Source organism: Flectobacillus sp. BAB-3569 (assembly GCF_002270355.1).
GTDB classification, from domain to species: Bacteria; Bacteroidota; Bacteroidia; order Cytophagales; family Spirosomataceae; genus Flectobacillus; species Flectobacillus roseus.
On record NZ_NJFZ01000031.1, the window covers coordinates 13,008 to 36,792 of the forward strand.

At 37.6% G+C, this 23,785-nt stretch carries 21 protein-coding genes and 2 pseudogenes; 13 read left to right on the top strand and 10 right to left on the bottom strand.

The window, feature by feature from the left end; genetic code table 11:
• Positions 1–106 precede the first annotated feature (106 nt).
• The 3 genes from BWI92_RS22785 to BWI92_RS22795 all read left to right on the top strand — a co-directional run bounded on the left by BWI92_RS22785 (position 107) and on the right by BWI92_RS22795 (position 2,304).
• Entirely contained in the window at positions 107–808 is a 702-nt protein-coding gene (locus BWI92_RS22785; protein ID WP_095167134.1) for a Crp/Fnr family transcriptional regulator, read from the top strand.
• Positions 809–897: 89 nt separating this feature from the next.
• Positions 898–1,263, top strand: a complete 366-nt coding sequence (locus tag BWI92_RS22790) for a cyclic nucleotide-binding domain-containing protein (RefSeq protein WP_095167136.1) — start codon at positions 898–900, stop codon at positions 1,261–1,263.
• 213 nt (positions 1,264–1,476) lie between these two features.
• Positions 1,477–2,304: a universal stress protein gene (locus tag BWI92_RS22795; RefSeq protein ID WP_095167138.1), complete on the top strand. Its 828-nt coding sequence runs from the start codon at positions 1,477–1,479 to the stop codon at positions 2,302–2,304.
• Positions 2,305–2,539: 235 nt separating this feature from the next.
• Here BWI92_RS22795 and BWI92_RS22800 read toward each other — a convergent pair whose 3' ends face one another.
• On the bottom strand, positions 2,540–3,601 hold the full coding sequence (locus BWI92_RS22800; RefSeq protein WP_095167140.1) for a response regulator: 1,062 nt from the start codon (positions 3,599–3,601) through the stop codon (positions 2,540–2,542).
• A 162-nt stretch (positions 3,602–3,763) separates the two neighbouring features.
• Complete coding sequence (locus BWI92_RS22805) at positions 3,764–5,365, bottom strand: PAS domain-containing sensor histidine kinase (protein WP_141234889.1); 1,602 nt, start codon at positions 5,363–5,365, stop codon at positions 3,764–3,766.
• 186 nt (positions 5,366–5,551) lie between these two features.
• Between BWI92_RS22805 and BWI92_RS22810 the strand changes: the two genes are divergently transcribed.
• The gene (locus BWI92_RS22810) at positions 5,552–6,133 is read left to right on the top strand and encodes a hypothetical protein (RefSeq protein ID WP_095167142.1); all 582 of its coding nucleotides are present in this window, start codon (positions 5,552–5,554) and stop codon (positions 6,131–6,133) included.
• Positions 6,134–6,150: 17 nt separating this feature from the next.
• Complete coding sequence (locus tag BWI92_RS22815; protein WP_095167144.1) at positions 6,151–6,666, top strand: GNAT family N-acetyltransferase; 516 nt, start codon at positions 6,151–6,153, stop codon at positions 6,664–6,666.
• A gap of 45 nt (positions 6,667–6,711) precedes the next feature.
• On the opposite strand, the gene BWI92_RS22820 is transcribed toward BWI92_RS22815, so the two are convergent.
• From BWI92_RS22820 to BWI92_RS22830, 3 genes are all read right to left on the bottom strand, one after another.
• On the bottom strand, positions 6,712–7,068 hold the full coding sequence (locus BWI92_RS22820) for an iron chaperone (RefSeq protein WP_095167162.1): 357 nt from the start codon (positions 7,066–7,068) through the stop codon (positions 6,712–6,714).
• Entirely contained in the window at positions 7,055–7,426 is a 372-nt protein-coding gene (locus tag BWI92_RS22825; protein ID WP_095167164.1) for a DoxX family protein, read from the bottom strand. The genes BWI92_RS22820 and BWI92_RS22825 overlap by 14 nt, the downstream gene beginning before the upstream one ends.
• A gap of 235 nt (positions 7,427–7,661) precedes the next feature.
• The gene (locus BWI92_RS22830) at positions 7,662–8,075 is read right to left on the bottom strand and encodes a VOC family protein (protein ID WP_095167166.1); all 414 of its coding nucleotides are present in this window, start codon (positions 8,073–8,075) and stop codon (positions 7,662–7,664) included.
• A gap of 179 nt (positions 8,076–8,254) precedes the next feature.
• Here BWI92_RS22830 and BWI92_RS22835 point away from each other — a divergent pair, with 179 nt between their 5' ends.
• Positions 8,255–9,232, top strand: a complete 978-nt coding sequence (locus tag BWI92_RS22835) for a GlxA family transcriptional regulator (RefSeq protein WP_095167168.1) — start codon at positions 8,255–8,257, stop codon at positions 9,230–9,232.
• 61 nt (positions 9,233–9,293) lie between these two features.
• Here BWI92_RS22835 and BWI92_RS22840 read toward each other — a convergent pair whose 3' ends face one another.
• Positions 9,294–10,085: an alpha/beta fold hydrolase gene (locus tag BWI92_RS22840; RefSeq protein ID WP_095167170.1), complete on the bottom strand. Its 792-nt coding sequence runs from the start codon at positions 10,083–10,085 to the stop codon at positions 9,294–9,296.
• A 37-nt stretch (positions 10,086–10,122) separates the two neighbouring features.
• Positions 10,123–10,629 (bottom strand): GNAT family N-acetyltransferase, encoded by a 507-nt coding sequence (locus BWI92_RS22845; RefSeq protein ID WP_095167172.1) that lies wholly within the window; start codon positions 10,627–10,629, stop codon positions 10,123–10,125.
• Positions 10,630–10,964: 335 nt separating this feature from the next.
• On the opposite strand from BWI92_RS22845, the pseudogene BWI92_RS22850 reads away from it, so the two are divergent.
• A pseudogene (locus BWI92_RS22850) lies at positions 10,965–12,665 on the top strand (IlvD/Edd family dehydratase); the annotation flags it as partial.
• Positions 12,666–12,769: 104 nt separating this feature from the next.
• Here the strand turns inward: BWI92_RS22850 and BWI92_RS27075 are convergent.
• Positions 12,770–12,964, bottom strand: coding sequence for a hypothetical protein (locus tag BWI92_RS27075; protein WP_141234890.1), 195 nt, complete (start codon positions 12,962–12,964; stop codon positions 12,770–12,772).
• A gap of 359 nt (positions 12,965–13,323) precedes the next feature.
• Between BWI92_RS27075 and BWI92_RS22855 the strand changes: the two genes are divergently transcribed.
• A complete protein-coding gene (locus BWI92_RS22855; RefSeq protein ID WP_095167174.1) occupies positions 13,324–14,733 on the top strand; it encodes a glycoside hydrolase family 125 protein in 1,410 nt (469 codons plus the stop codon).
• Positions 14,734–15,046: 313 nt separating this feature from the next.
• Here the strand turns inward: BWI92_RS22855 and BWI92_RS22860 are convergent, their stop codons facing one another.
• Positions 15,047–15,835, bottom strand: coding sequence for a transglutaminase family protein (locus BWI92_RS22860; protein ID WP_095167176.1), 789 nt, complete (start codon positions 15,833–15,835; stop codon positions 15,047–15,049).
• A 286-nt stretch (positions 15,836–16,121) separates the two neighbouring features.
• Here BWI92_RS22860 and BWI92_RS22865 point away from each other — a divergent pair, with 286 nt between their 5' ends.
• The 5 genes and pseudogenes from BWI92_RS22865 to BWI92_RS22885 all read left to right on the top strand — a co-directional run bounded on the left by BWI92_RS22865 (position 16,122) and on the right by BWI92_RS22885 (position 22,288).
• Positions 16,122–16,886: an SDR family oxidoreductase gene (locus BWI92_RS22865; protein ID WP_095167178.1), complete on the top strand. Its 765-nt coding sequence runs from the start codon at positions 16,122–16,124 to the stop codon at positions 16,884–16,886.
• A 675-nt stretch (positions 16,887–17,561) separates the two neighbouring features.
• Positions 17,562–19,327 (top strand): annotated as a pseudogene (locus BWI92_RS22870) (prolyl oligopeptidase family serine peptidase).
• 328 nt (positions 19,328–19,655) lie between these two features.
• Complete coding sequence (locus tag BWI92_RS22875) at positions 19,656–20,420, top strand: SDR family NAD(P)-dependent oxidoreductase (protein WP_095167180.1); 765 nt, start codon at positions 19,656–19,658, stop codon at positions 20,418–20,420.
• 90 nt (positions 20,421–20,510) lie between these two features.
• Positions 20,511–21,731: a prolyl oligopeptidase family serine peptidase gene (locus tag BWI92_RS22880; RefSeq protein WP_095167182.1), complete on the top strand. Its 1,221-nt coding sequence runs from the start codon at positions 20,511–20,513 to the stop codon at positions 21,729–21,731.
• A gap of 152 nt (positions 21,732–21,883) precedes the next feature.
• Positions 21,884–22,288 (top strand): hypothetical protein, encoded by a 405-nt coding sequence (locus BWI92_RS22885; protein WP_176464512.1) that lies wholly within the window; start codon positions 21,884–21,886, stop codon positions 22,286–22,288.
• On the opposite strand, the gene BWI92_RS22890 is transcribed toward BWI92_RS22885, so the two are convergent.
• Entirely contained in the window at positions 22,285–23,187 is a 903-nt protein-coding gene (locus BWI92_RS22890) for a histone deacetylase (protein WP_095167184.1), read from the bottom strand. The genes BWI92_RS22885 and BWI92_RS22890 overlap by 4 nt on opposite strands.
• Between the last annotated feature and the right edge of the window lie 598 nt (positions 23,188–23,785).

The window sequence follows — 23,785 nt, forward strand, 5'->3', positions numbered from 1 at the left end:
TAAATATGAGTAAGGTGATTTCAAAAACTGATAAAACTCATATTTTCCGATACTGACCTTTTGCAACTTCGCAGAGTGATATTTATCAATCTAATCAGTGTTATATATGAAACCGCAAGCACCACATTGTCAAAGTTGCCAATTCAAAGATAGTTCGCTCTTCAAACAGTGCCATCTTCATGAGTTGGAAGAACTGAATGAAAGCAAATGTTTTAACTCATATAAAAAAGGACAGGTAATCTTTCATGAAGGAAATAGACCGCTGGGTATTTTCTGCGTATATAGCGGTAAGGTAAAGGTAAGTAGAATGGGATCTGACGGAAAAGAGCAGATTATCAGGCTAGCCAAAAAGGGTGATACCTTAGGTTATCGCTCGCTGATAGACAATACTAAATATACCGCCTCGGCAATTGCCTTGGACGAAACAGAAGTATGCTTTATTCCTGCAGCAGAGTTCAATAAATTGGTAGATGAAAACGTAAAAGTTTCGACCGATTTGATGAAAATGCTCGCTCGTGCCTTGGGCGATACGCAAGACAAGCTGATTCACCTAGCCATGAAACCAGTTCGCGAGCGATTAGCAGAGGCTTTACTGCTTTTGAAAAGTACTTATCAAGAAGAAGGTAAAAATCCATTCTCTATTTCGATTTCTAGAGAAGACCTCTCGTCGATTGTTGGCACAGCCAAAGAAACGGTCATTCGCTTTTTATCAGAATTTAAAGAAGACGGCATTATTACTACGCATGGTAGTGAAATTACAATTTTGAACCCAGAGAAATTAGTAAAAATTAGCAGTATGTACGACTAATTTTTATGTCAGCTTGCCCAGTGACTATTATCATTTCAGGGGCTTGCAATCTCGCCTAATTTAGCCAACTCATAGCAAGCAAAGAAACAATGAGAGAAACGGAACGTAAAATTTTAGCGAGTGGTATAGAATTAAGTTTCAAAGAAGGTGAGTATTTGTATAGAAAAGGACAAGACGCTGAATTTGTATTTTACTTAAAAGACGGTGCTTTTGAACTCCGAGACGAACATAACAAACCCATTGTTATCGATGGTTTTAGATGTTTTTTGGGTTTAGAAGAAATGCTTTCAGATAAAAAACATCGTTATGGCGTAAAGGTTCTTTCTAGTGCACATGTACTAGTTTTCGAAAAATCCTTACTCAATACCCTTATTTATGAATATGAATTAGCCCAGAGATATTTCATGCTGAAGATGTGTGACTATTTGGCTTTTCATGAAAAAGTATACGAATAAGCGTTGAATTCATTTTTTTCAACCTTCACAAACTCAATCATAATTGCCAGTATTTCAACAGGTTGAACACAAAATCTTTTTTCAATCTTGACTGCTTTCATTTGAAAAGATGATTTTTGTCATGTTTTTAAATTCGGAAAAACTCCAACTTTACTTCATCTCTAAGAGATAACCATTTTAAACTGATGTTTTTCCATTAAATCTATAAAAGTCATGAAGAAGATACTTGTGCCCACTGATTTCTCTGAACTTTCGTTAGCAGCATTAGACGTAGCAGCTATGTTTGCTCGCGCAACATCAGCCGAAATTGTTTTATACCATAAAGATTTTATCATATTACCCAATATTGATTTTATAGAAGCTCCTATTTCAACATATGATGTAGAAACTAACGAGGCTATTCATAATCAAACACAAAAGCAATTGGAAACTATCATCCAATCGCCTAAATATGATGGAATTAGCATTGTGATATACAATACAGATGATTACGAAGAATTAGGCGAAGCCATTTCTGAAAGAACCGATATTGACCTCATCGTGATGGGTTCGGAAGGTGCTTCTGGTTGGAAGGAGTTTTTGGATGGTTCTAATTCAGAAAGCGTGGTAAGACATGCCAATTGTCCTGTTTTAGTAATCAAAGAGCCGATTTTGACATTCTATCCTCGCAAAGTAATGTTTGCAGTAGATTTTGAAACGCCATTTGATGATAAACTCATCAAAACGCTAAGTCATGAAATCGAACAAACGTATGTGGTTTATGTAAACACATCAGACGGTTTTGAGGATACCAGAACAATCAACGAGAAAATGGCGGCTTTTGAAAAAGAGCATAATCTTACTGAGCATGAATTTGTGATTTATAACGATTATAGTGCAAGCAACGGCGTTATTCATGCGGCCGAGGATTTACAGGCAGACTTAATTGTAATGTCGACCAAAGCTCGTTCTGGTTTGAGTCATTTCTTGTTTGGTAGCGTTACCGAAACAGTTATAAATCATTCGAGTATTCCAGTACTTGCCACTTTAGCAAAACATTAATTAAACCGTTAGACTTTCTTTTTGTCGAACAAATAAGATTCCTGAAAAGGTATTTCGACAAAAACGAAAGTTACTTATATCAGGATTTTACCAACAATTTAATAGCTCAGACTTCTGAAATATTCTTTTGAAGAATCAAAAACTGATATGCATTTTTTGAATTTATGATGTCATGAGCCATGAAAAAGGCGTAGAAGCTTTCGTTTCTACGCCTAATTTTTTGCTCTATGCTTTTCTAATTTCTCAGATTGGAAAGCTTTTTCTCATCGATAATCGTAATTTCACTACCACTAATTTCGATCAATTTATCGGCTTTAAATTCACTCAAGGTTCGAATCAGTGACTCGGTAGCAGTGCCTACAATGGATGCCAAATCGTCTCTCGAAATTTTCATGGTAAATCTCGTACTTTCTTCTGCTTTGTATTTTTTCTGCAATAACAAAAGACCATCCGCTACACGCTTGCGAAGCGAATTGTAGGCCATGCCTAACAAATAGGTTTCTTTATCGGCAATATTATTCGCCAGCAATTTGATAAACTTATTGGCAACTTGCTGATTTTTAGACAACAGCTCCATAAAATCCCCTCTTGGGATACCAATAATTTGAGAGTCTTCCAATGCCTCCGCAGTTTCTTGATAATCTGTATTTTCGATGATGGCAATATGTCCAAAAAAATCACCCTCATTGTACAGACCTGTCACAAACTCTTTTCCATCACGATTGGTCTTGTAAGTCTTAATTTTTCCTGATTTCAAGAAATAAAACTTAATAGGTTCGTCGCCTTCAGAATATATAATCTGTTTTTTCTTCAAAGTCGACACCTTTCTATCTGAGGATAAATCCGTTAAGTCTCGGTATTTGTTAGCCTCTGAATATAATTCCTCCAAATGCTCATGAGCCACCTTGCCTGCACCCTGTAAAAGTTGCTCGACCTTTTTCAAACGACTTTCGATAGCATTCAATAATTCTATTTCGTGAAATGGCTTTGTCAAATAGTCATCAGCGCCCATTTCCATACCTTTTCTAAAGTCAGTACGTTCTGTTTTAGCCGTGAGGAAAATAAATGGAATACCTTGTAAATCAGGATTTTGATTGAAAATATGTAACACGCCATAACCATCAAGCACGGGCATCATAATATCACAAATTACAATATCAGGACGATTTTGAATGGCTTTTTCAACTCCATCTTTACCGTTGACAGCGGTAATTACTTCGTAGTTAGCCAATTCGAGAATCTCGGCGGTTGTTTCTCTGATGTCATCACTGTCTTCGATAAGTAATATCTTTTTCATAAAGTTTAATTGTTGTGTTAAGATAAGTTTTAACAAATGATTTATATTGAACGTTGAGGTAAAATCTGCTTTAGTGCTGAGAGATGAGTTACGAATGTGGAGTTTTATTCATCTCCCACTCCGCACGATTCTTTGATGTAAAGAGCCTAAGGAAAGGTCTAATCATGCTAATTCTAACTGCACAGTTACCGTTGTTCCTTCATTGAGTTTACTCGAAATACTCACTTTTCCTCCCAGCAACTCTGTATATTTAGCAACAATATGCAAGCCTAGTCCAGTACCTTGAATATTGGTAACATTCACGCCTCTAAAGAATCGGTCAAACAAATGTTTTTGGTCTTCCTCCGAAATACCGATTCCTTCATCTTGTACACTCAAGACAAAATGAGAAGATGATTTTTCAGTTCTAATCGTAATGCATGAACTCTCACCTGAAAACTTAATCGCATTGGAACATAAATTGATGATGATTTTTCGCAGTAAAGATTTGTCAGTAATAAACTCGTTTTCACCCGAATGTTCAAAGCGTAAATTTTGATTTTTCTTAAGTAAATTACTTACATCGGCCAAGGTATCATTCACCAGTTCAGGAATTTCAACTAGAGCCAAATGCGCCTCAATTTTTCCTTCTTCAAGTTTTCCAACGGATAAAAATTCTTCTAAAATATCCGTTAAATTGCTTACAGCCGACTTGATACGATGAAGGTGTTTTTCACGCTTTTCTTGCTCTTCAGTTTTGGGATATTTAGCAATGAGCGATGCTGAAGAGAGTATGGCAGTCAGTGGAGTTCTAAATTCGTGTGAAGCCATAGCAACAAAACGAGATTTTAGTTCGCCCAATTCTTTTTCTTTACTTAAGGCTAATTCAAGTTCTTGTTTTGACTCCTCCAAATCCTTTAGCGTTTCTACCAGTGCATTCGTGCGATTCATGACCTCCTGTTCGAGACTTTCATTGAGTTTTTTAATCTCTTGGTTTTTCAGAATCATCTCCATTTCGATTTTTTTCTTGTACGTAATATCGTTTATAAAGGAGATAAAATACTGATTACCATTTTGTTCGAAAAAGCTTAAACTAATTTCCACCGAAAACAAAGTGCCATCTTTTTTACGAGCTTTCAAATCCAATCCAATACCCATTGGGCGAATTTGAGGTTTGTGTAAATATTTTTCGGTATGTTGACGATGCGTCTCAGATAAGGCGGTTGGTAGCAAGGTTTCGATGGGCATTCCAAGTAGCTCATTCGTCTCATAACCAAACAAAGCATTAGCATATCGATTAGTCAATACAATTTTGCTACTTTTATCCATCATCACGATACCCATAGCGGCGTGCATGAATAAGGCCTCAAAACGCGCCTCTCCTTCCGAAAATTGAATCTGGGTATGTTTTTCAGACTGTATATCTGACAAATTTACTAACCAGTGACCTTTGGCTGTATCAGGCTCTTGCAGTAATTTTACCCGAATGCGTCCCCAAAACTTGGTACCACTCGGACTGGTAAAACTATCGTCAATACAAAACTCCGCCGAAGTTTTTAGGTGCTCCGATACCTGAAGTTCCCATTGAATAAGGCTTTCATTGTTACGAAGACCCTCCAAGAAAAAGTCATTAGCTTGCTCCAGATTATCTAACTCAAACATTTTCAAACCTGTTTTATTGAGATAGACGAACTTGTGCGTATCTGGATTGTAGATTCCAACAAAAAGCGGGCTATTCTCCAAAGCAACGTGACAGAGTTGTTGGTCTAAGGAAGTACAGTTCATAGGTATGATGGCTTTGTTTCGTCATAAATGATACCCTTACTTTTTGTAAATTCTTCATTTTGCGGGGAGAATCATCTGTAAGTAGGTATCTGTCAAAAATAGTGGATTCGAATAAATTGTAGTTCTTCGATTATTCAAATCATTCTGGGTAAATTTACATGATAATGCCGATATTTTCCTGAAAAAATGAAAAAAATCACCTTCTTTACTTCTTGCCTTGCAATTCTTTTAATGGGAATTCTCAGTTATTTTTTCTGGAATGAACATCAAGAAGAAATTGCACTGATGATCAATATCAAGAAAGGTTTACCACATATTACAAAAGATAATTTTTCTAAGTCAGATTCTTGTCTGTGGCTATGGAACTCCAATACAACACTTTACAAAGTTTGTGCAGATCAACATGGCAATACAAACATTGGATATGGTTCAAGAAATTGGAGACAAAAGTTCAAGGCAATACCTAGCAAGATGTACTTTTCAGACGGCGATTTCAACCTAAACGATTTCCCTGAAATCTATTTGTTCGGTCTCACACCTCATGGGTACGTGGTACAGGCCTATGAATTTCAACATGAGACTTTAAAATCCTTTGTCCTACCTCCGCTCATGGGAACTCTTCAAATTGAGTATCGTGGCTGTGATACCTTATATTTTGAGAAGAACTTTTTGGTACGTCAATTTTCAACGAATTCGGGGCAAAAAGCCTGCTATTACGAACTTATGCCTAACTTGCAGTTCGAACTTCGATTTACGAAGACTCTTTAATTACTTCATCAAGATTTATGAATTACCAAATTAGAAAAGCAAATTTGGAGGACAGCGCATGCCTCTCATCACTTTGCAAAAGTATTTACGTTGAACATTATCTTCATTTATGGCTTGAGGGAGGAAAAGAATGGTATCTTGAGAAATCCTATGCCGAGCAGGTTATATTATCCGAAATAGCGTATCCCAATTCAGATTATTTTCTTCTTTTGGTGGACACCACACCTGTGGGGTATTTGAAGGTAAACTATGATTATTCAGAAAAAAATAGCGCTCTGGAGGTAGAAAGAATCTATTTTCATCAATCACACAAAGGACTTGGACTAGGTCGTAAATTGATAGAATTTGCATTTGAGTTAGCTCAACAACGAGGGAAAGAAAGTGTCATTCTGAAAGCAATGGATAGTAGTGTAGATGCCATTGGCTTTTATCATAAAATCGGTTTCCAACAAATTGGCACACTTGTTTTAGAAGATTTTGAGTTGATGAAACCAGCGTTCAGAGGAATGGTCATTTTAGAATATTGTCTTTAAAAGAAAACCCTTGCTATACTTAGCGTATTGACAAGGGTTTGTGTTTTATTTACTCCTATTTTCCTCTAGTCTGTAAGTTACCATTTTTTGAATCAAATCAAAAGGAATCTCCTGATTTAAAGGAAATTGTATGGAACCCTTAGCCCATTTATAAGGCCCTAACTCTGATTCAAAATGTTTTATTCCTGAGCCCGTCGGATAAAATCCTATATGATTTTTATAGGCGGCAAAATAGACCAATACGCCTTTGTACTTGTATGCGGGCATATTGTAGCTAATGCATTCTTGAGCCTCTGGGGCAGTTTCTTTGATTAAATCTCGAATTTGACCTACGATTACTTGAACCTCCTCAGGAAACTGAGACTCATATTCGTCGACACTCAAAAACCTATGCTTTTCCATCCTCCAGTTTGTGGTAGTAAAAATAAGAAACCAACAAAATAGCTAGAACGATCAAAGGAAAAAACGCTTCACCGCCTATGCCATCCACAGCGGCATGACTAATACTGGCAAAAAGGAAGTCAAAAACAAAACCTGCATAAGCCCATTCTTTTAATCGCTTGGGGACTTGTGGAATAATCAGTGCCAAAGTTCCTAAAACTTTGAATACGACTAAGGCATTTCCAAAATACTCAGGATAGCCCAAACGTTTGATTCCTTCCTTCGCCAATTCGGTTTGAGAAGTTAGCGCTGGCATAACTCCTTCAAATAGAAAAATTAAGGTAGTGGTAACCCAGAAAATAATTTTGTCTTTTTTCATGTTAAATAAAGAGAAATTAAGTGTTTGTGCGGTATTGCGAGTTAGTAGTGTACGAGGAATTAAAAATCTATATCGGATATTGGATTGCGGAAGTATAACCTACTTTCTTTAACCCAATTCTGTATAATAAAGGTAATCTTCAATATTTCCGAAATCAGCAATCCCAAATCTGAAATAGTTTGAAAAGAGTTGCCCTCCAAAAATCACTATCCCCTTTTTGCCTATCCCCTATCAATTACTGTTTCATTGCTAAAAACTCCTCCATATCCATCCAGCCAATTTCCCAAATATGCCCATCGAGGTCATTATAGGCGCGACCGTACATAAAGCCGTAATCTTGTGCTGGTCGAGCTTCTGTTCCTCCTGCGGACAAGGCTTTTTCCAAAATAGTATCAACCTCTTCTCTGCTTTCTGTATCGAGCGCAATCAGAATCTGAGAAGTTTCGTGTGCATTAGGAATCTGCTTTGGTGTAAAAGTCTGAAATCTAGCTTCTTCCAACAACATTACAAAAATATTTTCAGAAATAATCATGCAAGTAGCCTGATCGTCAGTAAACTGAGGGTTAAATGTGTATCCGATTTGAGTAAAAAACTCAATTGATTTTTGGAGATTTTTTACTGGTAGATTTAAAAAGATTTTAGAAGCCATACGATTTTTGTTTTTGAATATGTTTTATCAGAAAACTTAAATTTCTTTTCTTTTTTGACAAAATTAGCGACTACAAAATTTAGCCACATATAGTAAATACGACAAAAAAAGGTTGTTTACGACAACATTAATTTTTACATTTGTAAGTAAACAAAAACCTTACTTTAAACCTAAACATCATGAAAAAAGTAGCCATTCTTGTACCAGAAACTGCTGTAATAGAAGCAGTTGCCGACCCTCGCTATATTCTACTTGCTGTTAATCAATTTCTTTCTCAGGCAGGTCAGCCACCCTTGTTTGAGGTGCAGTTAGTCGGACAAAGCAAAGAAGTGAGAGTCGCCAATGGCGTGTTTTCTATACATACCGATGTAGTAATCGAAGATGCCCAAAAACCTGACTTAATTATCATTCCAGCATTGAGTGGAAACTTGCAGGATGCTATTTCTCTTAATCAATCCTTTTTACCTTGGATTCGTCAAAACTATCAGGAAGGTACCGAGGTGGCAAGTTTGTGTTTGGGAGCATTTTTATTGGCATCAACAGGACTTCTCAATGGCAAATCTTGTTCAACGCATTGGCTATTTGCTAACGATTTCAGAACCATGTTTCCTGAGGTAACCTTGATGGACAATCGAATAATTACAGAACAAAACGGTCTTTATTCGAGCGGGGGCGCCAACTCGTATTGGAACCTTTTATTGCATTTAGTCGAAAAGTATAGCAGTCGAGAATTAGCAGTGTTGGCGTCTAAATTTTTTGTCTTGGATATCAATCGTAAAAGTCAGTCCTCTTTCAGCATTTTTCATGGACAAAAAATGCACGACGATACCGTCATAAAGTCAGTACAAGAATTTATTGAGGAGCATTTCGAAAAAAGAATTACGATTGAAGAATTAGCGGCACAACACAACCTCGGTCGACGGACTTTTGAAAGGAGATTTAAAAAAGCCACCAATAATTCAGTAATCGAATATGTTCAGAGGGTAAGAATAGAAGCAGCAAAAAAAGCCTTAGAAAATGGTCAAAAAACAATCACAGAGGTGATGTTTGATGTTGGCTACAGTGATACCAAGGCATTTAGAGATGTTTTCAAAAAGATTACAGGGCTGTCACCAACGGATTATAAACAACGATATGAAAAAATAGGCATTGAATAACTATCTCAGTATGAAGAAACAACGCTGGTATCTTCATACTGAAACTTTATAGCATCAACTTCTATTCCTCCAAGAACTTAAGGATCTCATTTGAAAACTCTACGGTTCGGTAAGTTCCGTTATGGTCTCCTTTCACAATGGACAATTTTGCATTTTTGAAAAATCCCTGAAGAACTTTCGGATCGCCATTATCCAAATCGGCATCACCGTTAATAACCATTGCTTTACCTTTAAAATTTGCCAGTGCTTTGGGCGAAGTCGAGGGTTGATAACGTTGTAAATAACCTAACACCAAGGTATCCGCCCCAATTGATTTGGCATACTTTACAGCACCTTGCGCATCAGGATATAAATACGCTTTCCCTAGAAAAGCCTCCTCAAACATTTTTCTTCTATCCCAATCTGGATTGGTAAAATGCTGACCTATTCCTCCCAGCACTACTTTTTTGACTTGTTTATCCAAGCTCAATAGTTTAGCGGCGATAATTGCCCCTCTTGAATAGCCTACCACTGTATAATCTTTGATTTGCAACGATTTTATCAATGCCATCATATCTTTGGTTTCGGCATTATTTTGATAAAACTTTTCCTCATGAGGCTTGTCAGATTTTCCATTACCTCGCATATCTGGCACAATCACACGGTAGCCCTTAGCAATCAAATCTTTATATAATTGTGTTCGACGCCAATTAGCACCTGTATTGATAAATCCATGTAATAAAAGCACGGGATTGCCTCGACCAGTATCTTCATAGGCAATTCGTTGATGATCAAAGGAATCGAAATAATGGATAGTTTGTGCTTTTAACGAAAAGCATGAGATGAAGGTAATTAGGAGTATTATAGGTTTCATAAGAAAGAGAGACAGTTTTATAGAAAATGAAAAATCGTCAGACACTCAGTTCAAAAAGAAATAACTCATCGTTGTGCATTTTAATTTTATCTACCTTAACAAGACCTATTTTTTCCAATAATTTTTGTGAAGCATAGTTTTCCAAATTAGTAATAGCTTTGATTTTTTTAAGAGAAAAATCTTCAATGGCGGCCTTCAATATCCTTGAAGCGGCCTCAAAACCGTAGCCTTTTCCTTCATATTCAGGAAAAAATGCAAAGCCGATGTCGATACCCTCCAAGCCTTCGCGGTCATACAAGCCACAACTTCCTATTTTTACACCATCTTCCTTACGAATCACGGTATAATTACCATAGCCGAGTCGCTCGTATTGATACAAAATTCGAGTCTTAATATAGTGTAGGGCATCCTCCCTATTTTGGACATTTCTATCGCCAATAAATTGTAGCCATTTAGGAGTATTTAACAAAGCCAAAATAAATTCGGCATCTTCAAGGTCTGTCGGTTTTAAGATTAACCGTTCTGTTTCAAATGTTTTGTACATTGGGGGTTGAAAAAGGTAAGTAAGTTAGTATGCAATATAAAATTTAATTTTTGAGATTTCGGCTTTCAGCTAGGGGCATTCGGTAAAAAATATATCTAATGTTACTAAAGACCAATTTAAAAATCCTGATTACTGAACAAAACAAGAAAGTGTTATTCAGATGTATCGACTTTTTCACCGAATTTTGTAAAAACAATTTTAAACAGGCAAAAAATGAATCTAGGACTAAGTCTTGAATTAGAAAAATCTATTTTTTGCTGTAATAAATTAACACTCTTTGCCTTTTGGCGGTTGCCTTGTGCCTAAACAAAACCTTTTAACATGAAAAAAATCAACTTCGTTCTCAAAACTGGTTTGGAAAATCAGGCAAAGACGGATTTATCTACCGAGCTTGGATGAAAAACCAAGGGATACCTTCCGATTTTTTTGAAGGAAAACCTGTCATTGGTATCTGTAATACTTGGTCAGAGCTCACTCCTTGCAATGCCCATTTCCGTGACCTTGCCGAAGCCGTCAAAAAAGGCGTTCTTGAAGCAGGTGGCTTCCCTGTCGAATTTCCAGTGATGTCTCTTGGCGAAACGCTCATCAAACCTACCGCCATGCTCTATCGCAATTTGGCAAGTATGGATGTCGAGGAATCTATCAGAGCCAACCCAATCGATGGCGTCGTATTGCTTTGCGGTTGCGACAAAACCACCCCTTCGCTGGTTATGGGAGCTTGTAGCGTAGACTTGCCTACCCTAGTCATTTCGGGAGGTCCGATGATGAAAGGAAAATGGAAAGGCAAAGACATAGGAACTTCAGACGTTTGGCGATTTGCGGAGGCATACAAACTAGGAGAATTATCCCAAGAAGAATTTGTGGAAGCAGAAGCCTGCATGGCTCGTACACAAGGTCACTGCGCTGTGATGGGAACAGCCTCCACGATGGCGACTATGGTCGAAGCTTTAGGTTTATCCTTGCCCAACAATGCGGCTATTCCAGCGGCAGATGCGAGAAGAAAAGTAATTTCTCAACTTTCGGGCAGACGTATTGTCGAAATGGTGCAGGAAAATTTGACCTTAAGTAAAATACTGACCAGAGAGGCATTTGAAAATGCCATCAAAGTCAATGCAGCAATTGGTGGCTCTACCAATTTTGTGATTCACCTTTTGGCTATTGCAGGTCGTATTGGCGTCGATTTAACTATTGATGATTTTGATAAACTTTCTCAGGATATTCCACTATTGGCAAACCTTCAACCTTCTGGGGAGCATTTTATGGAAGATTTGTATTATGCTGGAGGCTTGCCTGCTGTCATGAAACAAATGCTGGAGCATTTACACCAAAATACGATTACCGTAAATGGAAAGACTGTTGCCGAGAATGTTAAACAGGCTGAAATTTACAATTCAGAAATTATAAGTTCTTTAGAAAACCCTTTTAAGCCCAATTCTGGAATTGCCGTTGTCAAAGGAAATTTGGCACCCAACGGCGCTGTCATCAAACCATCTGCCGCAACTCCTACTTTGATGAAACATCGAGGGAGAGCGGTAGTTTTTGAAAATATAGAAGACTATCATGCCAAAATTGATCATCCTGATTTGGAGATTGATGAAAACTCGGTGATGGTTCTCAAGAATGTAGGTCCCAAAGGCTATCCCGGCATGGCGGAAGTAGGCAACATGAGTTTGCCCAAAAAGATATTAGAAAAGGGTATTAAAGATATGGTTCGTATTTCGGATGGCAGAATGAGTGGCACGGGTTTTGGCACGGTTGTCCTTCATGTATCGCCCGAGGCTGCGGATGGCGGTACTATTGCGCTGGTTCAAAATGGTGACTGGATATCCTTAGATGTAGACAATCGTAGTATTACCTTAGAAGTTTCTGAGGAAGAGCTTGACAATCGACGGAAAAATTGGGTGGCACCCAATCTAAACATCAATCGCGGATATGTAAACTTATACATCAATAACGTCGAGCAAGCACATTTGGGAGCAGACATGAGCTTTTTGAAAGGGAAATCTGGCAGTGAAGTTGCCCGTGATTCGCACTGATTTATTTTTGAGTGAATGTGTGTTTGAGTGATTTAGTGATTATTCTAGAATCTATTTTTAAATAATCACTAAATCTCAATTCACTCAATTAGGGTTAAAAGCCATTAATGCCAATGTCCTCTACCTCTTCCACGGCCACGTCCTCGTCCAGGTTTTTCTACAACAATAACCTCCCTTGGCTGTTGAACTACTACCGTTCTTCGTGGACGTCTATCAACAACCACCGTTCGGGTGGGCGTTACACAACTGGCTAAAAAGGCCATTGAAAAAATTACAAATAGGCTCAATATTGTTTTCATAAGGATTATAATTCAGAAATTAAAAAATCAATTATCTAATTTTAAAACGGTCAAAGTAACCTCAGATTTTGTCAAATAAGAGTAATTGAGTAAGTGGTTACGATAAGATACCCGTTACCTATTTGAGATTTCTAATTTCTGAAATAAGGATTATACCTTAATTTTTAGTAAAACATGATGCATGGGAGTTATTTATTCTTCCGACATTCCTAAAACTTATTCTGGTAATATCTTTCCATAAAATGATTTTTTCGACAACTTTGTCGCTTTAATTTTTGTTACAAAATCACTCATTTTCTGTAAAACCGAGGGAATGGCTTTTGTCCTTCCTTTAAGCCCCTTTTAAAAACTATTTAAAAATGAACAGACGTCATTTTATCAAAAACAGCTCATTGGCAGGTCTCGGACTGGCTTTTTATTCAAACACCTCTTACGGTGCAACAGACTTCCCAAGCGTACGTGTTAGCGCCGACAAAAGAAACTTTTCAAGTCCAGCGGTAGAAGAAACTATCTCACGCTTAAAATCAAAAATCAAAGACCCAGAATTAGCATGGTTATTTGAAAACTGTTTTCCCAATACTTTGGATACAACTGTTCATTACAAAGTTGAAAACGGTAAACCAGACACCTTCGTAATCACTGGCGATATTGATGCCATGTGGCTACGCGACAGTACAGCGCAAGTTTGGCCTTATTTACCTCTTGCCAAAAAGAATGAAGATATTCGCAAATTGTTGGAAGGCGTCGTACGTCGTCAAGCAAAATGCCTTTTGATTGACCCTTATGCCAACGCATTCTATGCTGAAAAAGGCAATAGCGAGTGGACTAAAGATTTAACAGATATGAAACCTGAACTCCATGAGCGTAAGTGGGAATTAGATTCTGTTTGTTACACCATCCGTTTGGCATATCATTATTGGAAAACCACGGGCGACACCTCTGTTTTTGATGCTGATTGGTCAAAAGCGATGAAAGGCGTTTTGAGAATTTGTAAAGAACAACAACGTAAAAATAGCAGAGGAAGCTACAAATTTGGACGTAATACCTTCTGGTCGACTGATACGGTGCCTGGCAACGGCTATGGCAATCCAACAAAGCCTATTGGTATGATTCATAGCATTTTCCGTCCATCCGATGATGCTACCATTTTCCCATTTTATATTCCTGCCAACCTTTTTGCAGTAGTATCTTTCAAACAGTTGGGAGAAATTGCTGAAACCATCCTGAAAGATGCAGCCTTTGCCCAAGAGTGTAAAGCATTATCCGCAGAAGTCAAAAAAGCAATTCAAGAAAACGCTATATATAATCATCCTACATTTGGTAAAATGTATGCTTTAGAGGTAGACGGTTTTGGTAACCATTTGTTACAAGATGATGCCAATGTTCCAAATTTGTTGGGCTTGCCTTACTTGGGAGCAGTGAACGTGAATGACCCTATTTATCAAAATACCAGAAAATTCGTTTTAAGTTCTTTCAATCCTTATTACTTTAAAGGAAAAGCAGCCGAAGGAATTGGTAGTCCGCATACATTGGTAGACAATATTTGGCATATTGGTTTGGTTATGCGTGCAATGACATCAACCAACGACCAAGAAATTGCAGCTCAATTGAAAATGATTAAAAATACGCACGCAGGCACTGGTTTCATGCACGAGTCTTTCGACAAAGACGATTCGTCGAAATTTACGAGAAAATGGTTTGCTTGGGCAAATACCCTTTTTGGTGAATTGATTTTAAAAATTGAAAAGGAAAGACCGCATCTATTGTAGGTAAGTATGAATTCTGAATTACGAGTTGTGAATTGTAATTTAGTGTTTTTCCTTTGAAAATTTTATTAGTAGAGACGCAATGATTGCGTCTTAAAAAGTATCATTTGAAAAATAGTATCATACCTGCATAATCACATATTTTAAGATTCGGATTACTCATCATGTTTTCATCAAAAAAGCGGTTGGAAAACAATTTCTGACCGCTTTTTTTGATAATACCGTGATAGATATGCGTAGGCTTAAGACGTAATCATTGCGTTTCTACTGCTTGAATACAAATTTTAAAACAATCACTAAATCGCTCACTCACAATTCACTCAACTTGTTCTACCCAAACTTTCATATTGAGTAATTCAGAACTACCAAATTGCGTAATTAGGGCAACATCTGTGGCATCTCTTCCGTAGGCAATCACAATCCTTCCACCAGTAGTACAATCCTGAACTGCATCAAATGCATACCATTTACCCCCCAAATACACCTCGAACCAAGCGTGCAAATCGATATACTTTAATTCCTTCACATAGCCAACTACCATTCTTGAAGGAATATTGATGCTTCGACACAGAGAAATCGCTAAATGCGTAAAATCACGACATACGCCTTTTTTCAAATCCAAAATATCTAAGGCAGTTGTACTTGACTCGGTTACACCATATTCATAGGCAATATTCTGATGAATCCATTCACTAATGGCAGTTACTTGTTCATATCCAGACCAAATTTTCTTGGTAATTTCAACGGCCAATCTGCCAATTACGGGGCTATCTGATTGACAATATCTGCTCGGGAACAAAAACTGTAAAGTATCACTTGGAAGGTTTTCAATCAATACATAAGCTGCTTGAGTATTCACATCTACATTGTCCGCAACCTCTGCCACTACCTCCGAACGAATAGTCACATTTCCAACGGGTAGTAACATACGTTGACATACATTTCCAAAGCAATCAATGTACTCTATAATTGGAGTATATGGGCTCAGAATTAGCCTATCCTCCTGTATAAATTGTCCCTCAGTACTCCTAGGACGCAACATTGTAACGACAGGTGTGGGCTCTTTAATTTGGTAAATAAACTCTGCTCCCGCTGATAATTTCATGAATTAGTTGTGTATTAGACGTGTTGATGAATGACCTATCTTAATTTGTGGTGAAATTGTGATAGGTTTATAGGGTTCTTCTACCTAAAAGAAGTAATATTGAGGGCTTAGCTCGTAAACAAATATAGCTAAAAATAAGGGTTATCTGAACTAGTTTTAGCTTTATTTCGTCGAAATATTAAACCTTAGTTATCTTTTAACACCATAATTAAAGTAATTTTCAAAATCAAATGGGAAGAATTGGCATTTGATAAACGCCAACTCACAAGATTCGATATTTCATATTATGACAAACTGGAATTTGCAGGGTAAAAAAGCCCTTATCACAGGAGGTACAAAAGGCATAGGAAAAGCCACCGCCACTGAGTTTTTGAAACTTGGCGCACAGGTTCTCATCATTGCAAGAAATGGCGATGAAATCCAAGAATGTATCAAAGAATGGAACATTTTAGGTTTTGAGGCACAAGGAATCGCAGCGGATGTAACCCAATCTGAAGACCGTGAAATGTATATTTTCCCTATCTTAAAAGAATGGGGCTCACTGGATATTCTCGTAAATAATGTGGGTACTAATATTCGAAAAGAATTTACTGAATATGAGCCCGAAGAAATCCAAAAGGTATTCGAAACCAATCTTTTTAGCGCCATCGCTATGACGCGACTATGTTTTGAGTTTTTGGAAAAAGGTCAAGATGCGAGTGTCATCAATGTAAGCTCAGTAGCGGCTTCGGTGGATGTTGCCTCAGGTACTCCATATGGCATGACAAAGGCGGCAGAACTGCAGTTTACCAGAAATTTGGCAGTAGAATGGGCAAAATATGGCATCCGTGTCAACGCGGTATCGCCTTGGTACACCAAAACCCCATTGACTGTCCCAGTACTTTCTCAACCTGACAGACTCAAAAAAATCTTGGATAGAACACCACTCAATCGTGTGGCAGAACCTGAAGAAGTCGCTTCAGCGATTGCCTTTTTTGCGATGCCTGTCTCGTCCTATATCACAGGACAGAATTTGGCCGTAGATGGAGGATTTTTAGCCAAAGGACTCTAGCGAGTTTTGAGTGATGAGTTTGGGGTGATGAATTAGTAAAGTATAAGAGCCATCCATTTCGGATATCGGATATTGGATTTCGGAAGTGTAAATTGCTATATTTTGAAAAAAATAAAAGTCTTTTTCTTTATTTCCGAAATCATAAATCTCAAATCTGCAAAAGTTTGAAATCCTTCGTACAGTCCTAGTTACGAAGTGTAATTTTAACTATTAATACTTTACATTCAACGTTTATTAAATTATCTCGTTTCCTTGATAAAAGCTCCGTAGGAGCTGATAAAAAGAGTGTTTACTGAAAAGAACTCTATTTTGTGCAATTGGCAAGGCTAACCATAACATAAAGTATTGATAATTAAATTCTTATATTCGAAACTCATAATTCAGTACTAATACTTAACTCATCACTCTCCTTTATTTATTACCACTTATTTTCATTTTTTATAATTCAACAACTAAACAATTTTTATGAGAAAACTTTCCTTTTATGCACTCTTACTGGGTATTCTTCCTAGTGTTGGGTACTCACAAAATGCGGCTAAACGTAACTTAAAACCGAAGGATGTCTATCAAATCAAATCGGTTTCTGATGCCAAAATCTCTCCAGATGGAGCTTGGGTATCTTATACATTAACCTCTGTCGATTCAGTTAAGAACAAAAGAAGCTCCGATGTATGGATGGTAAGCTGGGATGGAAAAGAATCTATTCAGCTAACCAACTCTCCTGATGGCGAATCCCAAGCCAAGTGGAGCCCCGACAACAAATACATTTCTTTTGTATCATCGAGAAATAGCTCAAATGGTAGTCAAATCTGGTTGTTAGACCGTCGTGGAGGTGAAGGCAAACAACTCACTAATCTCAAAGGAGGCGATTTACAAGAATACGCTTGGAGTCCTGATGGTAAAAAAATTGCTTTGGTATTAGAAAGTAAAGCTGATACCTCAAAACCAAAAACGCCAAAGCCTATCGTTATTGACCGCTTTTTGTTTAAAAAAGACGTTGAAGGCTACCGTGAAAGAACATTCTCCAATATTTTCCTATTTGATGTAGCTTCAAAAAAGATTGATACCTTGACAAGAGGAAATTATGAGATAAGTTCGATTACATGGTCGCCTGATGGTTCTAAAATTGCTTTTGTAAGTAACAGAACTGCTGACCCCGACCGCAATGAAAATACGGATATTTTTGTCGTAGAAACAAAAGCCAAAAGCGAAGCAAAACAATTAACCACTTGGACAGGTAGTGATAACGCACCTGTTTGGAGTCCAGACGGGAAAACGATTGCTTATCTGCGTAGTACAGCATCTGAGGACTATATTATGTATGACCACTCGGTGTTATGTACTATCAATGCGAATGGTGGTGAGCCAACTTTGTTAAGCAAAAACCTTGATAGACCTGTTAATACACCTAGATGGGCTAAAGATGGACAATCTATCTATGCTTTGGTAGTGGATGACCGTTATCGTTATTTAGCCAGTTTCTCTTTAACAGGTAATATGAAGAAAACTTCGGAGGATAAAGGCATCTATTCATCATTGGAATCTCATCCTAACGGAAACTGGCTTTCATTGGTGACTACGCCCGAACTTCCTGCAGAGATATATGCGATTGAGAATGGACAAAGAAGAGCCTTGACCAATCATCATGAAGCATTTTTCAAACAAATCAGTTTAGCAACCGTAGAGGGTTTTACCTCTAAAAGTAAAGATGGTGCCACGGTTTCAAGTATTTTGTACCGCCCTGCCAACGTAGATCCTAAGAAAAAACTGCCTACAATTTTCTTTATTCACGGTGGTCCAGTAGCTCAAGATGAATTTGGTTTCGATTTGAGCAGACAAATGTTGGCTTCTGCGGGTTATGCGGTTGTCGGTGTAAACTATCGTGGTAGCAACGGTCGTGGTTTGGAGTATTGTAAAGTAATTAGTGGCGACTGGGGCAACAAAGAAGTATTAGATATTCTTGGTGCTGTGGATTACACCGTAAAAATGGTATCGCTGACCCAGAAAAACTAGGAATTGGGGGATGGAGTTACGGTGGTATTTTGACCGACTATACCATTGCTACCGATACCAGATTCAAGGCGGCGGCTAGTGGTGCTGGTGTTGCTATGATTTCATCAATGTATGGTGTAGATCAATATATTTTGCAGTACGAACACGAAATTGGCTCTCCTTGGAAAAATTTTGACAAATATGTAAAGCTTTCATATCCATTCCTAAAAGCTGATAAAATCAAAACTCCTACACAATTCATGGTAGGCGAAAGTGACCACAATGTGCCCGCAGTAGGTAGTGAGCAAATGTATCAGGCCTTGAGAACCATTGGTATTCCGACAGAATTAATTGTATATCCAGGTCAGTTCCATGGTATTTCTGTACCAAGTTACCAAGTGGATCGTTTCGAACGATATATCAAGTGGTTTGATAAATACTTGAAATAACTAGTAGTGCAAAATTAGATTCAAGTTTTGTTTTTTAGGGACAAGGCAACAGGCATAAGGCAAAGAGTGTCAAATTGTTTTTATTAACAATAGATATATTTTTGCCGAATGCCTAGTGCCGAAAGCTCAAAATTAACATCTAGTTTTTTAGGCAAAAGGCAAAGAATGTCAAATTGCTTTTATTAACAGTAAATATATTTTTGCCGAATGCCCATGGCCGAAAGCCGAAAGCTCATAATTAAAAGTTTATTTTGCAAATGACCTTTTAATTATGAATATCTTGAATTAACCGATATACTATTAACTCATAACCTCTTCCTACTAACTTATGACAAAAACTTTTCAAGGACAAACAGCCATCATAACGGGAGCTGGTATCGGTATTGGATTTGAAGTGGCTCGCGTATTAGCGATTCGTGGAGCCAATATTGTTCTCAATGATATGGATGAATCCTCAGCTCAATCGGCAAAGGATCATATTCTGGCCAATGGTGGTAGTTGCGAAATTGTTGTAGGTAATAGTGCTGATTTGAAGATCATCAAAAGTTTAGTCCAGAAAGCTGTTGATTCTTTTGGAAAAATAGATTTGGTAGTAGCTAACGCAGGCATTACTACTTTCGGCGATTTCTTTGATTATCAACCCGAATCATTGAGGCAATTGTTGGACGTCAATCTATTTGGGAGCTTCTTTCTTGTACAAGAGGCTTCAAAGGTGATGAAAGAGCAACAAACAGGTGGAAGTATTGTTCTTACCTCCTCGGTTACTGGTCATCAGGCACACCCATTTTTGGCAGCATATGGCATGACAAAAGCCGCTATTGAACAGTTAGCCAAAAACCTTGTTATTGACTTATCTCCCCTTGGTATCAATATCAATACAGTCGCTCCTGGGGCTACCTTAACCGAAAGAACACTTGAAGATAAGGACTATTTATCGACATGGTCACGCATTACACCCATGGGAAAACCTGCCACTGTACAGGATATTTCTGAGGCTATGATATTCTTACTTTCCCCACAAGCCAGACACATAACTGGACAAAGTTTGGTTGTTGACGGCGGCTGGACTGCTGTTGGCGTATCTCCTTATTAAATAATCAATATTTTGCCTTATTTTTCGTTTTTCTAAAAGTTTATTAAGTAGTCAAGTTTTAACCCAGTCTGTAATTCTCTCTAGGAACGTATGAAACAGAATTTTATTCAATCAAGAAATTACCTTTTACTACTACTTATTAGTATCGGTATACTTTGGGGATGTAGTAGTTCTCAAAATGACCCAACTCCAACTAACCAATATTTGGTAAGCTCTTCGGTGGTTGGTGAATTTACCACAGCACAACTAAGCGCACGTGTAGACGGTGCGGCTCTAGGTTCGGACAATGCCTTGGTAATCGGTGTAGTGAAAGGTCTCATCAAAAACCCAATCAAGGTTATCAAAGTAGTGTATAACACCAAAGGAGTAGATGGTAAAGCTATTCAGGCTTCAGGCTTGGTGATTTTTCCAAAAACTACAGAAAGTGTGCCTTTGATTAGTCAGCAACACGGAACTATTGCAGATAAAAACGATGCTCCCTCACTGTACGGAACTGCTAGTGAGGCCTATCAATTGGCATCGATAGTTGCCTCTAATGGTTTTATTATTGCTTGTCCTGATTATATTGGTTATGGAGCAAGTGCTAGTTTGGATCACCCATACGAGCACCGTGAAACACTAGCTCAAGCAAGTTTGGATATGCTTCGTGCAACCAAAGAGCTAATTACCCAAGAAAAAGCAGCATGGAGTCAAAAAGTAATGATTACTGGCTATTCTGAAGGTGGTTTTGCCACAATGGCTTTGCAAAAGAAGATGGAAGAGCAATATCCCAATGAATTCAATTTGGTGGCGTCATCATGCGGGGCGGGTGCTTATAACAAAACTGCTTTCATGAATTATATCATTAACCAAAAAACGCATGGTATCGCCCAGTACAATTCATTATACATTTGGGTAACAATGGCCTATAATTCTATCTACGGATTAAATCGCCCTGCTTCTTATTATTTTAATGCTCCGTATGCAGCAGAAGTAGCCAGCAAAGGTCCACAGGCAACTATTCCTGTAAGCATCAATTTGGCCTATGCTGATTCATTCAGAAATGGCATCAACAACGGCACTGACACGCAATATATTACTGGGGTAAAAGACAATGATATTTTTGATTGGAAACCTAAAACTTCAACGCAATTGTATCATGGTACAGCCGATCAACATGTGTTTTATTTCAATTCAGAAACAGCGGCCGCAGCCATGAAAGCCAAAGGCGCAACAGATGTAACGCTCATTACGGTTCAAGGCACTGACCATTTTAGCACCTTACCGAACTACCTCTTGGGTACACTTACCTTCTTTACCAGCAAAAAATAATCAGAACCTCCTTCGGGAGGTTTTTCTTTGCTCCCTCAAAATATTACTGCCCAAAAACTGTCAATAATAGCTTTCTAAGCTGTTTTTATTAAATAATTGTAAAATAAATCTTACCTTTGCCTGTTAGGTCAAAAATTTAGATTTTACGAATTATGCAGCTTTCATTGGTTTCAGAAATGCCGGGGTTGGAAAAGAAGGTCTTTTTGGATGTTTTCGCCAAGGCATATTTTGATAGAAGATTACATCGCTACCGTCTTAAAACTATAGACGGTCAACTGATTCCTGCGGATCTAACCATAGGTTGTACTAACCACGTGATTTCTCAATTCCCTGAAGGTACTATTTATAAATTAGATGTACGATTAGTACAGAAAAATGGTCGCCAGCCCTATTTTTTGACTTTAAATCATAAAAAAGTACAGCGTGCTATCGAATTTTTCGAGTATAATTTACAAGTACAAACAGGAAAAATGGAGTGTAAAACCAAGAAAACGGTAGTTTTTGAGAAAAAGAAAATACATAAACCCCATACGACACCAGATATTGATATTTTCTAAAAATACATTTTTTGAGCCAATCTGAATGTATTACAATGTGCTTCAACAATATCTGTGATTTTTGGAGAATACCCTCCTCCCATCGACACAACTATAGGCAATCCCGCTTTTTGCGCCTGTTCAAATACAAACTCATCTCTACGTTTACAAGCTTCCATGCTAACCGACAACTTTCCGAGCTTGTCAGTAGCCAAAATATCCACCCCAGAAATAAAAAATAAAAACTGCGGTTGCACTTGTTGAATCAATCTTGGCAATGTGTCGTACAACAAGTTTAAATAAGTATCGTCTGTCGTGTAAGTCGGTAATTCAATATCCAAATCTGAGATTTCTTTGTGCAACGGATAGTTTTCTTTTCCATGCATCGAAAAAGTAAAAACCTTAGGCTCTTTAGCAAATATTTCAGCGGTTCCATTACCTTGATGCACATCCAAATCTATCACTAAAATCTTCGAGATATTTCTTTCTGAGATCAAAAAATGGCTCGCTATCGCCACATCGTTGAGCAAACAAAATCCCTCTCCTTTATCTGAATAAGCATGATGCGTACCTCCTGCTACGTTCATAGCAATACCATTTTCAAAAGCAAAACTCGTACAATCAATCGTGCCTTGGGTAATAATGGTTTCTCGTAAGATGAGTTGCTCAGACAATGGAAGCCCTATTCTTCTTACCATTTTGGCGTCAATCGTCAAGTTTCTTAGTGAATCCCAATAGGTTTGTGTATGAGCCTTCAGAATAAAATTTTCTTGGACGGGTTGGGGATCAAAAAAATTCTCGGCTACGCAAGTTCCTTCGTATAAAAGTTGTTCTGGAATTAACTCATATTTGAGCATCGGGAAGCGATGACCTTCAGGTAAAGGAAGTTGATAAATAGGAGAATGGGCAATTTTTAACATTACAAATTTTAAATAGGAAAACGTTATTAGTTAATAGTCTGATTACTGGACAAAATTGAAGTTACTAGTTCAAGACTTAGTCTTGGACTCATTTTTTAACAGTTTTAAACTGTTTTTAAACATTTATTAAAAAAGCCTAAATACCTTTTCTCTTTTTGTCCAGTAATTAGACGACAGATATATTTTTGTATAATCATTCCAATTTCTTAAGGGATTATTTTAAAACCTGAGCACATTATGTAAACATGATGTTTCTTAAAAAGTTTCCAATCACATAATAGATTCCTCTTAAACTGATAACTAACTATATCTCTATCAGAGAACACCAACAGACAAATTTCTCATAGCGGGCGACTTAAGTCGCCCGCTATGAGAAACATGAGTCATCCCGAATTTTTCGTGAAGACTTTTAAAAACGAAACCTCCTTGTTTACTTTGTGAATTACGACAAACACAAACAAACAGGAGGTTTCTATGCATAAAGCATTTCTACAAAATAATGACATAAAATCGAGTAAGTCAAGACTCTCTCATTTACTTCTTCATAAACTTGACCTTTATCTTGCTGACGTCCAGTTATCGTTAGATTCTGTTCTGG